General features: G+C 71.8%; 7 protein-coding genes. 3 read left to right on the plus strand and 4 right to left on the minus strand.

Features of this window, described 5'->3' with window-relative positions; all coding sequences use genetic code 11:
- Positions 1–18 precede the first annotated feature (18 nt).
- Complete coding sequence (locus A6A29_RS27575; RefSeq protein WP_073723849.1) at positions 19–825, minus strand: methyltransferase domain-containing protein; 807 nt, start codon at positions 823–825, stop codon at positions 19–21.
- Positions 826–1014: 189 nt separating this feature from the next.
- On the minus strand, positions 1015–3237 hold the full coding sequence (locus tag A6A29_RS27580) for a bifunctional glycosyltransferase/CDP-glycerol:glycerophosphate glycerophosphotransferase (protein ID WP_073723851.1): 2223 nt from the start codon (positions 3235–3237) through the stop codon (positions 1015–1017).
- 102 nt (positions 3238–3339) lie between these two features.
- Between A6A29_RS27580 and A6A29_RS27585 the strand changes: the two genes are divergently transcribed.
- Complete coding sequence (locus tag A6A29_RS27585) at positions 3340–6957, plus strand: bifunctional glycosyltransferase/CDP-glycerol:glycerophosphate glycerophosphotransferase (protein ID WP_073723853.1); 3618 nt, start codon at positions 3340–3342, stop codon at positions 6955–6957.
- A 74-nt stretch (positions 6958–7031) separates the two neighbouring features.
- On the opposite strand, the gene A6A29_RS27590 is transcribed toward A6A29_RS27585, so the two are convergent.
- On the minus strand, positions 7032–7640 hold the full coding sequence (locus A6A29_RS27590; RefSeq protein WP_198953305.1) for a TetR/AcrR family transcriptional regulator: 609 nt from the start codon (positions 7638–7640) through the stop codon (positions 7032–7034).
- Between the two features lie 290 nt (positions 7641–7930).
- Between A6A29_RS27590 and A6A29_RS27595 the strand changes: the two genes are divergently transcribed.
- Both A6A29_RS27595 and A6A29_RS27600 read left to right on the plus strand, forming a co-directional pair.
- Complete coding sequence (locus tag A6A29_RS27595; protein WP_073723855.1) at positions 7931–8908, plus strand: ABC transporter permease; 978 nt, start codon at positions 7931–7933, stop codon at positions 8906–8908.
- A gap of 118 nt (positions 8909–9026) precedes the next feature.
- On the plus strand, positions 9027–9752 hold the full coding sequence (locus tag A6A29_RS27600) for an ABC transporter ATP-binding protein (RefSeq protein ID WP_073724003.1): 726 nt from the start codon (positions 9027–9029) through the stop codon (positions 9750–9752).
- Between the two features lie 161 nt (positions 9753–9913).
- On the opposite strand, the gene A6A29_RS27605 is transcribed toward A6A29_RS27600, so the two are convergent.
- The gene (locus A6A29_RS27605; protein ID WP_073723857.1) at positions 9914–14935 is read right to left on the minus strand and encodes an NAD-glutamate dehydrogenase; all 5022 of its coding nucleotides are present in this window, start codon (positions 14933–14935) and stop codon (positions 9914–9916) included.
- Between the last annotated feature and the right edge of the window lie 218 nt (positions 14936–15153).

Consider the following 15153-nt stretch of genomic DNA (forward strand, 5'->3'; position numbering starts at 1 on the left):
TCACTTTTCGTCAACCTGCTATTGATTTGCGCCGGTTGCCCCGGAGGGCGAGGAGCCGGCCCCGTCCCGCGCGGGAGCGTCCTCGGGTGCTGCCTGGGCCGGTACGCCGTCGGGGAGAGCCGCGGGCAGGCTCTCCGGAGCCGCCTTGGGGCGTCCGCACTGCTCGCGGCCCGCCAGCGGGCTGGGCAGCGGGATGCCGTCGACGCCGCCGACCCGGTTGGCCCACCAGACGGCCAACTCCCGTACGGCGAACATGGTCAGCCGGGGGTAGCGCCGCGGCTTGCGGAAGACGCCCACCGAGTCGCCCCAGTAGGCGGCCTTCTTGTCGATGGCCCGGTAGTCGTGCCAGATGCCCTTGCGCGGCGGGAAGTCCGTGTACGCCTCGCAGAGTTCGAGCCGGGAGTGCGCGGCCAGGGCGCGGAAGCCGTCGGGGTAGTAGCGCCAGCAGTCCTGGGCGTCATGGGCGTGCCCGCGCGAGGGCGCGGTGATGAAGGCGTAGCCGCCGGGCTTCAGGACCCGGGCGATCTCCAGCATCGTCGCCCAGAAGAACGGGATGTGCTCGAACGCCTGGCCGGAGAGGACGGCGTCGGCGCTGTTGGACTTGGCGGGGATGCGGTACGGGCGGGCCATCACGGCGTCGACATTGGGTCCGTCGAGCACGTCGACACCGAAGTAGTCGATGTCGTGGGCGGCGAGCAGCCCCTTGTGGGTACGGGTCTGCCGGTCGGAGACGCGCGAGCCGAGATCGACGACGCGGTGCCTGCGCGACGTGGGCAGATACTCCTCGACGCAGAGTTCCATCTGTTCATAGGCGGACCGGTGCATGGACGTTCTCCCAACGTTGCCGTGTGCGCGAGCTGTTGAGGACAACGACGGCGTCGGGCAGAGGGGTCGCGCCGGACGCGCCCGCTGAGCCGTTCGGGTGGCACGGCACCCACCCGGTACGGCGCCCGCCCACCCGGTACGGTCCCGCGCCCCGCCCGACGCACCCCCGCACGACGCACCCCCGCCCTCTCACTCCGTCCCGAAGAACCGCCGCACCACGCGCTCCGCCGCGTGCCCGTCGTCGTACGGGCAGAACCGCTCGCGGAACGCCGAGCGCAGGGCGGCCGACCGCTTCGCGCGCCACTCCCCCGTCCGCAGCACCTCCAGCAGTTCGTCCTGGGTGGTGGCGACGGGCCCCGGGGTGTCACCGGGGCGGCCGGAGAGCAGATCGATGTACGTCCCTCGCGAGGCCCGGTACGCGTCCCAGTCGGGGGCGTAACAGATGACCGGGCGGTCCAGACAGGCGTAGTCGAACATCAGGGAGGAGTAGTCGGTGATCAACGCGTCCGCGGCCAGGCAGAGTTCCTCGACCACGGGATGCCCCGTGACGTCGATGACCCGGCCCGCCGCCGCCCCGATCCCGGCCGAACGCCCGTAGAAGTAGTGGGCCCGCACCAACACCACGTAATCCGGGCCGAGTTCACGGGCGATCCGGTCCGGGTCGAGCTGCGGGACGAAGCCCTTGCGGTAGTCGCGGTGGGTCGGGGCGTAGAGCAGGGCGGTCTGTCCGGGGGCGATGCCGAGATCCACGCGCAGCTTCGCGATGCGTTCCCGCGTCGCGGTGAAGAAGATGTCGTTGCGCGGATAGCCGAGGTTCAGATGCTCGTACGAGGACGGATAGACCCGGTCCCAGATCTCGGTGGTGTGCGGGTTGGCGGAAAGGCTGAAGTCCCACTGGTCGGCGTGGGCGAGGATCTTCCCGAAACTGATGCCATGGGTGAGGGCGGGGTACGCCCGCTGGTCCAGGCCCATGGTCTTCAGCGGGGTCCCGTGGTGGGTCTGGAGGTAGCGCTGGCCGGGGCGTTTGGTGAAACCGCCGGGGAAGCTGGAGTTGTTGATCAGGTACGTGGCGGTGGCCATGGCCCGCCAGTAGGCGCGCGAGCCCTCGATGATGTACGGGATGCCCGGCGGGACGCGGTCGCGGTGACGGGAGGAGACCACCCACAGGCCACGGACGTGCGGGACGAGTTCGCGGGCCTTGGCGTGGATGGCGGCGGGATTGCAGGCGACGCCCCGGTTCCAGTACGCCCCGTACACGGCGAGGTCCGGGTCCAGCGGCCGGTGCAGGTCGGCGCGGTAGGCGGCCCGCATCACCCGCGTCCGCAGCGCCTTCCTGCTCCGCCCGTACGCCGCCGCGGCACCGGCGCGCCCGGCACCGGCCGCCTGCCGGGCGCGGTGGGCGGCGTACGGGCCGGGGAGCCCGGCGGCCCGGAAGAACGCCGCCCGGTCTCCGGGGCGGATCCGTCCGGGGTCCGCCAGGACGTCCAGCAGGTGTGCGGTGCGGGCCGGGTGGAGGCGGGGGTCGTCGCCGGTCTCGGCGAGGAGGCGGGCGTACGCGTCGATGACCGCGAAGTGCCCGCGCCCCGGAGTGGTGGCGAACGTGCCGGTGCGGCGCAGGCGGTGGCGGACGCAGACCCGGTCCAGGCGGGCGAGGGTGCCGGCGTCGGTCGCGAGGAGGATCGCCCGGTGGACGGGGACGACCTCCTCGTACGGGCCGTCGGTGAAGCGGAGCCGGTGGGCAGTCCAGAACGCGCGGCGGAAGAGCTGGTTGCCGGGGGCGGGCGCGTCGTCCGGCGGCCGGGCGTCCCCCCACCAGTCGACGCGGTCGTGGCCGAGGCGCAGGACATCCGGAGCCACCCCGTGAACGCCACCCGTACCGGGGCCACCCGTACCGGGGCCGCCCACGCCGGGACCGTCCGTACTGGGGCCGCCCGCGCCGGGACCGCCCGCGCCGGGACCGTCCGTACTCGGCCCGTCCGTACTCAGCCCGTCCGTACTCGGCCCGTCCTCGCGTGGCCGGTCCTCGGTCAGCCGGTCCGCCATCGCCTCCAGGGCTCCCGGCAGCAGCAGGTCGTCGGCGTCCAGGAAGAGGAGGTAGCCGCCCCGCGCCTCATCGGCCCCGGCGTTGCGGGCCGCACCGGCGCCGAACAGCGTCCCGGCCGCCGCTCCGGCCGCCGCTTCGGCATCCGCGCCCCGGTGTCCGGCCGTCGCCGCCATGGTCAGCACCCGCACCCGGGGGTCGCGCCGGGCGTACTCCGCCGCGATGGCGGCGCTGCCGTCCACCGACCCGTCGTCGACGACGATCAGCTCCCACGCGCACTCCCGCGTCACCGCCTGGCCGAGCACGGAGTCCAGAGCCGCCCTCAGATATCCCTGGGAGCGGCGGACGGGCACGACGACAGTGAGGAGCATGGCAGCCGAGCGTAATGGCGGCCGTGCGCGTCCCGGCCCACGCGTTCACCCGTTTGGGGCAGCGCCGGTGACCCGGGGGGCCCACCCCGGTTGAGGCAGGACATGAAGCCTCTCCTCAGCGTCGTCGTCCCGGTCCACAACGTCGAGGACTACCTCGGGGCGTGCCTGCGGTCGCTGGCAGGGCAGACGTCGGACGCGATCGAGGTGGTGCTCGTCGACGACGGTTCGACGGACGGGAGCGGCCGGATCGCGGAGGAGTTCGCCGCACGGGACAGCCGCTTCCGCTGCGTCCACCAGCCCAACGCGGGCCTGAGCGCGGCCCGTAACACCGGGGTCCGCCACACCACCCCGGGCGTCCCGTACCTGGCGTTCGCCGACAGCGACGACATCGTCGTGCACGACGCGTACGAACGGATGCTGGCCTCACTGGAGTCGACGGGTTCCGATCTGGTGACCGGCAACGTGTGGCGGCTGGACGAGCGGGGGCGGCAGCAGGCGTGGCAGTACCGCTGGCTGACCGGCAGCCGGCCCCGCACCCACATCACCCGCGATCCGCGTCTGCTCGCGGACCGGGTCGCCTGGAACAAGGTGTTCCGGCGCTCCTTCTGGGACCGGCACGCCTTCGCCTTCCCCGAGGGCAGGCTCTACGAGGACACCCCGGTGATGATCCCGGCGCACCACCTCGCCGGGTCCGTCGATGTGCTGCACGAGCATGTCTACTACTGGCGGGTGCGGGAGGGCTCGATCACCCGGCGGCGTACGGACGTGAAGGGCGTACGGGACCGGATCGCGGCGTGCGAGCAGGTCAGCGCGTTCCTGGCGGGCCGGGACGCGGCGCAGCGACGGGCCTACGACACCTCGTGCCTGCGCGACGACTTCGTGTACTTCATGGAGGGGCTGCCGAGGGGCGGCGCGGCGTACCGCGCGGCGTTCCTGGCCGACGCGGGCGCCTTCCTGGACCGCACGGGGGACGGCGTTCTGGCGGGGCTGCCGGTGGAGCTGCGCGTCAAGTGGCGGCTGGTGCGGGAGCGCAGGATGGACGAGCTGCTGGCCGTGCTCGCCTTCGAACGGACCAACGGCGCGGGAACGTTCGCGGTCGCAGGACTGCCGGGGCGGCGGCGGGCGGCGTACCCGGGCGTCGATGGCGCGGGCGGGCGTCTGTCCCGGACCGATCTGCCCGCGGTGGCACGGCTGTTGGACGCGTCCTGGGGCGCGGACGGAAAGCTCCGGCTGCGCGGTTACGCGTACATCCGCAACCTCGCGGCGGGGGCGGCCCGGCACTCGCTCAAGGCCGGGATGGTGCGCGCGGCCGGGGGGCGGCGGCTGCGGACCGTTCCCGTGCGGACCGTCCGGATGCCCGGGGCGACCGCCGACTCGGCGCAGGAACTGCACTGTTACGACCACTCCGGCTTCGAGATGGTTCTCGACCCGCACAGGCTGGGCTCGGGCAGCTGGCTGGTCGGGATCGTGGTCGCCGGTCACGGTACGGCCCGGCGGGTGGCCGTGCGCGCGGTGGACGCGGCCGCCGCCCACCCCCTCGTCCACGACCTGGGCGAGGGGCGGCGGGCGGTGCTCGGCTACCGGGACGGACGTCTCCGGCTGACCGTGTCGCAACTCCCCGCGCTGGCCGAGGCGCACGACGGTGGCAGCGGCAGCGGCAGCAATGAGGACAGCGGCGGGGTGGTGGAGGTGACCGGCCGGCTGTACGGGGATGCCCGCCCGACCGCCCTGCTCCTGACCCGCGACGGAGCCGGGGCGCGGGGTGCGCAAGGTGCGGCCGGGGCGCAGGATACGGCTGGAGTGCAGAGGACGGCCGAGGCGGAGTGGTCCTGTCCGGTGGTGTGCGGGGACGACGGGCGGGTGGCGGTCTTCTCGGCCCGGATTCCCCTCGCGGAACTCGCCGCCGTGCCGCCCGCGCCGCGTCCGGCCCCCCGCGAGGTCGAACCGGAATCCGGTGCGCGCTGGCGGGCCCGGCTGCTCATGGCCGACGGATCGCGGGTCCCGCTGGCCGCGGCCCCGGACCTGCCGCCTCCGGTCCTCGCCGACGCGGCGGGCGAACTGGTGCTGGACGTGAGCGGGCAGCCGTTCGTGGACGGGGCGGAATGGACGCCGGACGGCGCACTGCGGATCACGGGCACAGGAGCGGGCACAGGAGCGGGCACAGGAGCGGGCACAGGAGCAGGGATGGGAGCGGGCACAGGAGCAGGGATGGGAGCAGGGGCAGCGGAGGCGGGTACGCGGACCGGGGCCGGCACGGAAGCGGAACCCGGAACCGGCGACGCCACCACCACCCACGACGCCCTCACCCTCCGGCACGAGACCCTGCGCGAGACCGTGGCCGTGCCCCTGGAACGGCAGGCGGGCCGCTTCACCGCACGGCTCCCCGGGTCCCTCCCGGAGGGCCGGTGGGACCTGTACCTCGGCGCCGCCCCGGTACGCCTCCTGGCCTCCCTCGCCACCCGACTCCCCACCCGGAGGAGCGAGGCGGAACCGGCCCTCGAACGGCGGCACGGCGACCGGCTGACGGTGCACGCGGGTCCCGCCCTCGCCCCCGCCGAGCGGGGCGCGTACCGCCAACGCCTCCTGCGCACCACGCACTACGAGGACCGGCGCACTCTCCCGCTCCGCGACGCCGTCCTCTACGCGGGCGGCGACTCCCCGCGCGCCGTCCACACCGAACTGGTGCGCCGCGGCACCGACACCGAACACCTCTACGTCACCGGCACCGCCCCGGGACGCACCGCCCACATCCCGCCCGCCGCGCTCCCGGTCCTGGACCGCAGCGCCGACTGGTACGAGGCGCTGGCGCGGGCCCGCCGGATCGTCACGGACGGCCACCTGCCCGCCTGGTTCGAGCGGCGTCCGGGGCAGACGGTCGTCCAGACCTGGCACGGCACCCCGCTCGGCCGCTTCGGCACCGGCCTGACGGGCACCCTGTACGCCGACCACCACCACCTCGCCACCCTGCCGCAGCGCTCGTCCCAGTGGTCGGTGCTGGTCTCCCCCAGCCGCTTCGCCACCCCGCTGCTGCGCGGCTCACTGGCGTACGGGGGTGAGGTCCTGGAGGCCGGCTCGCCCGCCAACGACCTGCTGTTCTCGCCCGACCGCGACAAGACCGCCGAACGGGTCCGGCGGGGCCTCGGCATCCCGGAGGGCCACCGCGTGGTGCTGTACGCACCGACGTACCGCGATCACCTGGCCCATCCGCCGAGCGCACTCCCGGCGCATTCCCCGTGCCTGTACCGCTGGGACCCGGCGCTGGACCCGCACGCCCTGGCGCGCTCGCTCGGCGACGGGCACACGGTGCTGGTCCGCAGGCATCCGCGGGTGACGGGCAGTGTGCCGGAGGCGCCCGGCGTACGCGATGTCTCCGGGCATCCGGACACCGCCGAGCTGCTCCTGATCGCCGATGTCCTGGTCACGGACTACGCGGGCCTGATGTTCGACTTCGCGCACACCGGCCGCCCGATGCTGTTCCACACGTACGACCTGGAGCACTACCGCGACACCGTGCGCGGCTTCTGCCTGGACTTCGAGACCAGGGCCCCGGGCCCGCTGCTCGTCACGACGGACGAGGTGGCCCAGGCGCTGCGGGACACCGGGGCGCTGACGGCCCGGCACTCGGACGCGTACGAGAGCTTCCGGCGCGACTACTGCGACCTGGACGACGGCGGGGCGGCGGGCCGGGTCGCGGACCGGCTGCTCGCGGACAGGGGCTGACGCCGACGCGCACCGGCGCACCCCCGGCGGGCGGCGGCGCTGCGACAGCTTCGGGCCGCCCGCCGGACCTCACCTCATGCGCGGGTGAGCGCCGCGACCGCCGATGCGGCCAGATCGTCCAGGTACCCCTTGGGCAGGTCGCCGCGGACCACGACGAGCCGCCAGTACAGCGGTCCGACGATCAGGTCCAGGGCCCGGTCCGGATCGCTGCCCTCGGGCAGTTCGCCGCGGGCCACCGCTGCCCGGACGACGACCACGGCGACGCCCTGCTGCTGGTCGAGCAGGGCGGCCTTGATCGCACCGGAGATCTCCGGATTGCGGGCCGCCTCGACGAGCAGATCGGGAATCACCTGCGAGGCCACGGGGTGGCGCAGGGCGTACGCGCCCAGTTCGAGGACGGCGCGCACATCTCCGTACAGCGAACCGGTGTCCGGGGCGGGCAGCCCCTGGGCGGCGACGGCCGCGACCAGGTCGAGGACGAGGTGGAGCTTGGACTTCCAGCGGCGGTAGACGGCGGTCTTGCCGACACCCGCGCGCCGCGCGATGCCCTCGATGGACATCCGGGCGAATCCCACGGCGGCGAGTTCCTCGAAGACCGCGCTGCGGATGGCGTCGGTCACGTCCTCGCGCAGCACGGCGGCGCCTGCCGGGGTGCGGCGGCGGGTTCCCCGTTCGGTGGTCATGGCCCGAATGATAGTCCGTAACGACGAAACGGTTGCGTTGCGACGTGAGAGCGTCCTACTCTCAGCGTGACGACGATACGGTCCCGTCCCATCGGCCGTGCCGTCCGTCCGCACACGCTTCCTCCGTACGCCCCCTCCGAACGTTTCCTCCGCACGCCCCGTCCGCACACCCCTCGCATGTCCTTTCCGGGCCTCTCGTCCGACGCCCACCCCACGACATTCCCCGGATATTCCCGGACGTTCCCGGCCGTTCCCTCCGGCCGTTTCACCCCCCTCCGTCGAAAGCGATCGTGGTGAGCCAGACAGCAGCTCCGCCGCCCCCGGTGGACACCGCACCCACACCCGCACCCCCCGCCACTCCGCAACCGCCCGCACCGCCCGGCGCTCCCGTCTACGCACCCGGCGAACTGGCCGCGCTCGCCGCCCGGCACGGGCTCACCGTCAGCGGGGCCCGGCCGCCGCTGGGCGCGTACATCCGGCAGCTCTGGGGGCGCCGGCACTTCATCACGGCGTTCGCCACCGCCAAGCTGACCGCGCAGTACAGCCAGGCGAAACTCGGCCAGATCTGGCAGATCATGACCCCGCTGCTGAACGCGACGGTCTACTACTTCATCTTCGGCGTCCTGATGAACACGAAGCGCGGCGTCGACGACTTCGTCCCGTTCCTGGTCACCGGCGTCTTCATCTGGACCTTCACCAGCAGCTCGATCACCGCGGGCACACGGGCCATCAGCGGCAACATCGGCCTCGTCCGCGCCCTGCACTTCCCGCGCGCCTCGCTGCCCGTGGCGCTGGCCCTGCAACAGCTCCAGCAGCTCCTGTTCTCGATGGGGGCGCTGTTCCTGATCCTGCTCGTGTTCGGTCAGTACCCGCGGCCGTCCTGGCTGCTGGCGATCCCGGCGCTGGCCCTGCAGGCCGTGTTCAACACCGGGGTGTCGATGATCGTGGCGCGGCTCGCCGCCAAGACGCCGGACATCGCGCAGCTGACACCGTTCATCCTCCGTACGTGGATGTACTCCTCGGGTGTGATGTGGAGCCTGGATACCCTGCTCAAGGGCGACCGGGTCCCGCACTTCGTGCTGGTGGCGCTGGAGTACAACCCGGCGGCCGTCTACATCGACCTGATGCGGTTCGCCCTCATCGACAGCTTCGCCGGGGCGCAGCTGCCCACGCACGTCTGGGCCGTCGCGGCGGGCTGGGCGCTCGTGTGCGGAGTGGCCGGATTCGTGTACTTCTGGCAGGCGGAGGAGCAGTACGGACGTGGCTGAGACACCCGGCGCGACGAGCGCCCCCGAAGCCCCCGGCGCTTCCGGCGCTTCCGGCACAACCGCCGGCCCCGAGGCCCCTGACACCCGGGTCCCCACCGTCGTCGTCGACGGGGTCCACATCACGTACAAGGTCCACGGGGCCCGTACCGGACGGGGCAGCGCGACCTCGGCCCTGAGCCGCCTCACCTCACGCCGGCAGAGTCCCGGCGTCCGGGAGGTCCACGCCGTGAAGGGGGTCAGCTTCGCCGCGTACAAGGGCGAGGCCATCGGCCTGATCGGCTCCAACGGCTCCGGGAAGTCGACGCTCCTGAAGGCCATCGCGGGCCTGTTGCCGCCGACCGAGGGCCGGGTCCACACCCAGGGACAGCCCTCGCTGCTCGGCGTGAACGCGGCGCTGATGGGCGATCTGACCGGCGAGCGCAATGTCGTGCTCGGCGGGCTCGCGATGGGCATGACGCGCCGGCAGATCCGCGAGCGCTACGACGAGATCGTGGACTTCTCCGGCATCAACGAGAAGGGCGACTTCATCACCCTGCCGATGCGGACGTACTCCTCCGGCATGGGGGCCCGCCTGCGGTTCTCCATCGCGGCGGCCAAGAGCCACGACGTCCTGCTGATCGACGAGGCGCTGTCCACGGGCGACGCCAGGTTCCAGCGCCGCAGCAAGGACCGGATCATGGAGCTCCGCGAGTCGGCGGGCACGGTCTTCCTGGTCAGCCACAGCAACAAGTCGATCATCGAGACGTGTGACCGGGCGATCTGGCTGGAGGCGGGAACCCTCCGTATGGACGGCCCGGCGAAGCAGGTCGTCGCTGCCTACGAGAAGTTCACCAAGAAGAAGTAACCGGGCCCGTACGGCGGTCGGGGACAGGCCCGTAAGGCGGTCGGGGACGAGCCCGTAAGGCGGTCGGGGACGAGCCCGTAAGGCGGTCGGGGACGAGCCCGTAAGGCGGTCGGGGACGAGCCGGTACCCGCACTCGTCCCCGACCGCCTACGGCGTCAGCCCTACGCGTGCGTACGCAACAGCGTCCGCATGGTCCGCATGGCCACCGAGAGATTCGCCAGGTCGAACGCGTCCGAGCTCTGGATCTCGTCCAGCGTGGACCGCGACCGTGTCAGGATCGCCGCGTTCTTCTCCTCCCACGCCGTGAACCGCTCCTGGGGCGTCGAGCTCCCGTTGCCCACGCTCAGCACGTCCGCGGTCAGCGCGGCGTGCGCGGCGTACAGGTCCTCGCGGATGGAGGCACGGGCCATGGACTGCCAGCGGTCGGCCCGCGGCAGTTCGATGATCCGGTCCATCAGCTGGGTGATCCGCAGCCGGTCGGCGAGGTCGTAGTACACCTCGGCGACAGCCAGCGGCTCCTTGCCCGTGCGGTCCGCGATCGCCACGATGTCCAGCGCCGGGAAGGCCGAGGAGAACCCGGCGACCCGCAGCGCCAGCACCTCCGGGACACCCACCGAGGTGAGCTCGTCCAGGATCGACCGGTACCAGTCCAGATCGGCGCCCTTGAGCATCTTGGGCAGCTCGCTCCAGACCTGCTCGACCCCGTCCCTGAAGAACTCGATGGTCTCCGCGATCTCGACCGGCTGCGGCCGGTTGCCGAGCAGCCAGCGCGAACCGCGCTCGACGAGGCGGCGCGAGTGCAGCCGGACCTGGGTCTGGACATCCGCCGCGACCTCGTTGTCGAGCGCCTCGACGGCGTCCCACACCTGGGCCAGACCGAAGATCTCCCGGGCCGCGGCCTGCGCCCGCACGATCTCCTCGATCGATGCCCCGGTCTCTTCCCGCAACCGGTGCAGGAAGGTCGAACCACCGGTGTTCACGGTGTCGTTGACCAGGACGGTCGTGATGATCTCGCGGCGCAGGGCGTGCGCGTCCACCGCCTCGGGGAAGCGCTCGCGCAGCTGCCGCGGGAAGTAGGCGTGCACCAGCTTCTGCAGGTGCGGGTCGTCCGGCAGGCTGGTGGAGATCAGCTCGTCGGCCGCCGTGATCTTGGTGTAGGCGAGCAGCACGGCCAGCTCGGGCTGGCTCAGTCCCTTGCCGCCGTTGAGGAGTTCGCGGATCTGCCGGTCGTTCGGCAGGAACTCCAGTGCCCGGTCCAGATGTCCGTCGCGGCCCAGCCGGCGCATGAAGCGCTGGTGGGCGTGGAGCAGGGACGGGGACTGGGCGGTGGCGTTGGACAGTGCGGTGTTCTGCGCGTAGTTGTTGCGCAGCACCAGCTTGCCCACCTCGTCGGCCATCTCGGCGAGCAGCTTGTTGCGCTGCTTGACGGTCATGTCGCCGTCCCGGACCAGACCGTTGAGCAGGATCTTGATGTTCACCTCGTGGTCGGAGGTGTCCACACCGGCGCTGTTGTCGATCGCGTCGGTGTTGATCCGGCCGCCGGTGCGGGCGAACTCGATCCGGCCGAGCTGGGTGGCACCGAGGTTGCCGCCCTCGCCGACGACCTTGGCGCGCAGGTCCTCGCCATTGACCCGGATCGCGTCGTTGGCCTTGTCGCCGACGTCCGTGTTCGACTCGGACGACGCCTTGATGTACGTCCCGATGCCACCGTTCCACAGCAGGTCGACGGGGGCCTTGAGGATGGTCTGCATCAGCTCGGCGGGCGTCATCTTGGCGACGGACGAGTCGATGCCGAGCGCCTCACGGATGTGCGCGTTGAGCGGGATCGACTTCGCCGTGCGGGGGTGGACCCCGCCGCCCGCGGACAGCAGGTCCGCGCTGTAGTCGCCCCAGGAGCTGCGCGGCAGGTCGAACAGCCGGCGCCGCTCCGCGTACGAGGTGGCGGCGTCCGGCTTCGGGTCGATGAAGATGTGCCGGTGGTCGAAGGCCGCGACCAGCCGGATGTGTTCGGAGAGCAACATGCCGTTGCCGAAGACGTCACCGGACATGTCACCGACGCCGACGACCGTGAAGTCCTCGGTCTGGGTGTCGTGTCCCAGCTCGCGGAAGTGCCGCTTGACGGACTCCCAGGCACCGCGGGCGGTGATGCCCATGCCCTTGTGGTCGTAGCCGACGGAACCGCCGGAGGCGAAGGCGTCGCCGAGCCAGAAGCCGTAGGCGACGGCGATCTCGTTGGCGATGTCGGAGAAGCTCGCGGTGCCCTTGTCGGCGGCGACGACGAGGTAGGTGTCGGCCTCGTCGTGGCGGACGACATCGGCGGGCGGCACGACCTCCCCGGCCACCATGTTGTCGGTGATGTCGAGCAGCGCCGAGATGAACGTCCGGTACGAGGCGATGCCCTCGGCCAGCCAGGCGTCACGGTCGACCGCCGGGTCGGGGAGCTGCTTGGCGACGAAGCCGCCCTTGGCGCCGACCGGCACGATGACGGTGTTCTTCACCATCTGTGCCTTGACCAGGCCGAGGATCTCGGTACGGAAGTCCTCCCGCCGGTCCGACCAGCGCAGCCCGCCGCGGGCGACCTTGCCGAAGCGCAGGTGGACGCCTTCGACGCGCGGCGAGTACACCCAGATCTCGAACGCGGGGCGGGGCGCGGGCAGGTCCGGGATGACCTGCGGGTCGAACTTCATCGAGACGTACGCGTGCGGCTTGCCGCCCTCCGCCTTCTGGAAGAAGTTGGTGCGCAGCGTGGCCTTGATGACGGTGAGGAAGGACCGCAGGATCCGGTCCTCGTCGAGCGAGGCGACCTGGTCCAGGGCCCCTTCGAGCTCTTCGAGGAGCCCGTCGGTCAGCTCCGTACCGGCCCGCTGGCGCTCGGGGGACATCCGGGCCTCGAACAGCGAGACCAGCAGCCGGGTGGTGTGGACGTTGTTGCGGAGAGTGCTCTCCATGTAGTCCTGGCTGAAGGTCGATCCGGCCTGGCGCAGGTACTTCGCGTAGGCGCGCAGCACCATCGCCTGCCGCCAGGTCAGACCGGCTCCGAGCACCAGCGCGTTGAAGCCGTCGTTCTCCGCCCGGCCCTGCCACACGGCGGCGAAGGCTTCCTGGAACCGGTCGCGGGCGTCATCGGCCAGATAGCTGCCGTTGCCCGTGGCCTGCGGCATCCGCAGCCCGAAGTCGTAGATCCAGGCGTGGGTGCGGTCCGCGCAGCGCAGCTCGTACGGACGCTCGTCGACGACCTCGACACCGAGCTGCTGGAGGGCCGGGAGGACGGCGGACAGGGAGACCTGCTCGCCGGTCCGGTAGATCTTGAAGCGGCGCTCGCCGGGGCCGGCACCGACGGGCTCGTACAGGCTGAGGGCGAAGTCCTTCTCGTTCCGCTTGAGCGCTTCGAGGTGGACCAGGTCGGCCACGGCGGCGCGCGGCGAGTGGTCGGCCTTGTAACCCTCGGGGAACGAGTGACCGTAGTGGCGCATCAGCTCGGCGGCGCGCTCCTCACCGCACTCGGCGTTCAGCGCCTCCTGGAAGCCGTCGGCCCATGAACGGGCGGCCTCGACGAGGCGGCCCTCGATGCGGTCGGCGTCGGCGTCGGTGAGGTGCGAGAGCTCGGTGCCCGGCGGGACCCGGATGACGAAGTGGAGCCGGGAGAGGATCGACTCGGTGTTCCAGGCGGTGAAGTCGACGCTGGTGCCACCCAGCTCCTCCTTGAGGATGTCGATCAGCCGGAGCCGTACACCGGTGGTGTAGCGGTCGCGCGGCAGGTAGACGATCGCGGAGTAGTAGCGGCCGTACTCGTCCTGGCGCAGGTACAGCCGCAGCCTGCGGCGCTCCTGGAGGTAGAGCACGGAGGTGACGATGGAGCGGAGCTGGTCGACGGGCGTCTGGAAGAGCTCGTCGCGCGGGTAGGTCTCCAGGATCTGGAGCAGGTCGCGGCCGTCGTGGCTGTTGTACGTGAAGCCCGCGCCCTCCAGCACCTCGGCGACCTTGCGGCGGATGACGGGCACCCGGCGCACGGACTCGGTGTAGGCGGCGGACGAGAACAGCCCGAGGAAGCGGCGCTCCCCGACGACGTTGCCGTCGGCGTCGAACTTCTTCACCCCGACGTAGTCGAGGTAGCTGGGGCGGTGCACGGTCGCGCGGCTGTTGGCCTTCGTCAGGACGAGGAGCTTGTGCTCGCGGGCCTTGGCGCGGGCGTCGGCGGGCAGCCGGTCGAAGGACGGGCTGACGGGGTGCGCCTCGTCCTCGGTGTGGTGCGGGTCGGAGCGCAGGATGCCGAGGCCGGTTCCGGGCACGGCGGCCAGGGCGTCGCTGTCCCGCAGCTCGTACTCGCGGTAGCCGAGGAAGGTGAAGTGGTCGGCCGCCAGCCAGCGCAGCAGCTCGCGGGCCTCGTCGACCTCGTCGTCGGCGAGGTCGTCCAGCGGCTCACCGGGCAGGTCGTCGGCGATCCGCAGCGCGGCGTCGCGCATCTTGTCCCAGTCCTCGACGGTCTCCCGCACGTCGGACAGGACACGCAGCAGATCTGCGGTGATCTGCTTCAGGTCGGCGCGGTCGGTCTCGCGGTCGATCTCGACGTGGATCCAGGACTCGACGAGCGCGTCGTGCGGCAGCTCGGCCTTGGCGTCCTTGGCCCCCTTGGCGTTCTTGCGGCCCTGCGCGTTCGTCGCGACACCGTTGCCCTCGGTGAGGACCTCGATGAGCTTGCCGGTGAGGTCGCGGCGGACGATGACCTGCGGGTGGATCACGACATGGATGCCGCGGCCCTGCCGGGACAGCTCATTGGTCACGGAGTCGACCAGGAACGGCATGTCGTCGGTGACGACCTCGACGACGGAGTGGCTGGAGGTCCAGCCGTTCTCCTCGACGGTCGGGGTGTGCACCCGGACGTTCGCCGTGCCCTGGGGACGGTTCTCGGCCAGCCGGTAGTGGGAAGACGCGGCGCCGAAGACATCGACCGGATCCCGGCCGCCGATGTCCTCCGGTGCGGTGTGCAGGTAGTAGCGCTGGAGGTAGGAGAGCAACATGTCCTGGCCGGGACGCTCCCCCTGGTCGGCCCCGGTGCCGGCCGAGCCGGCCCGCACCCTGGGGGTACCCCCAGGGCCACCGACACCACCGCCCGGGCTGTTGTCAGCTACCTTGGCGGCCCGTGTGAGCAGCTCGGCCTTGGCTTCGTCCAGCTTGGTCTGCATGTCCTCTGGCTCCTGTCGCGCGCCGTTGCGTGACGTAGGTGAAAAAGACGACGTAACGCCACGACGCGGGGTATCCGGTCTGGGTCGACGCTATGCCGCTGGGAGAGATGCCCGGGACCTTATTGGCCATTTTCGGCAGCGGGTCCGGGCCAGGGGCTGTTCCGCGGGCCGTGGCCGTGGCCACGACCGCCGGACATCCCCTGGGGAGATCGCGGATC

It is taken from the genome of Streptomyces sp. TSRI0281 (genome assembly GCF_001905125.1).
Lineage (GTDB): Bacteria > Actinomycetota > Actinomycetes > Streptomycetales > Streptomycetaceae > Streptomyces.

What these genes read in the sequence shown, in the direction of transcription:
- A6A29_RS27575 (WP_073723849.1), bottom strand. Translation starts at nt 825, where the DNA reads ATGCACCGGTCCGCCTATGAACAGATGGAACTCTGCGTCGAGGAGTAT.
- A6A29_RS27580 (WP_073723851.1), bottom strand. Translation starts at nt 3,237, where the DNA reads ATGCTCCTCACTGTCGTCGTGCCCGTCCGCCGCTCCCAGGGATATCTG.
- A6A29_RS27585 (WP_073723853.1), top strand. Translation starts at nt 3,340, where the DNA reads ATGAAGCCTCTCCTCAGCGTCGTCGTCCCGGTCCACAACGTCGAGGAC.
- A6A29_RS27590 (WP_198953305.1), bottom strand. Translation starts at nt 7,640, where the DNA reads ATGACCACCGAACGGGGAACCCGCCGCCGCACCCCGGCAGGCGCCGCC.
- A6A29_RS27605 (WP_073723857.1), bottom strand. Translation starts at nt 14,935, where the DNA reads ATGCAGACCAAGCTGGACGAAGCCAAGGCCGAGCTGCTCACACGGGCC.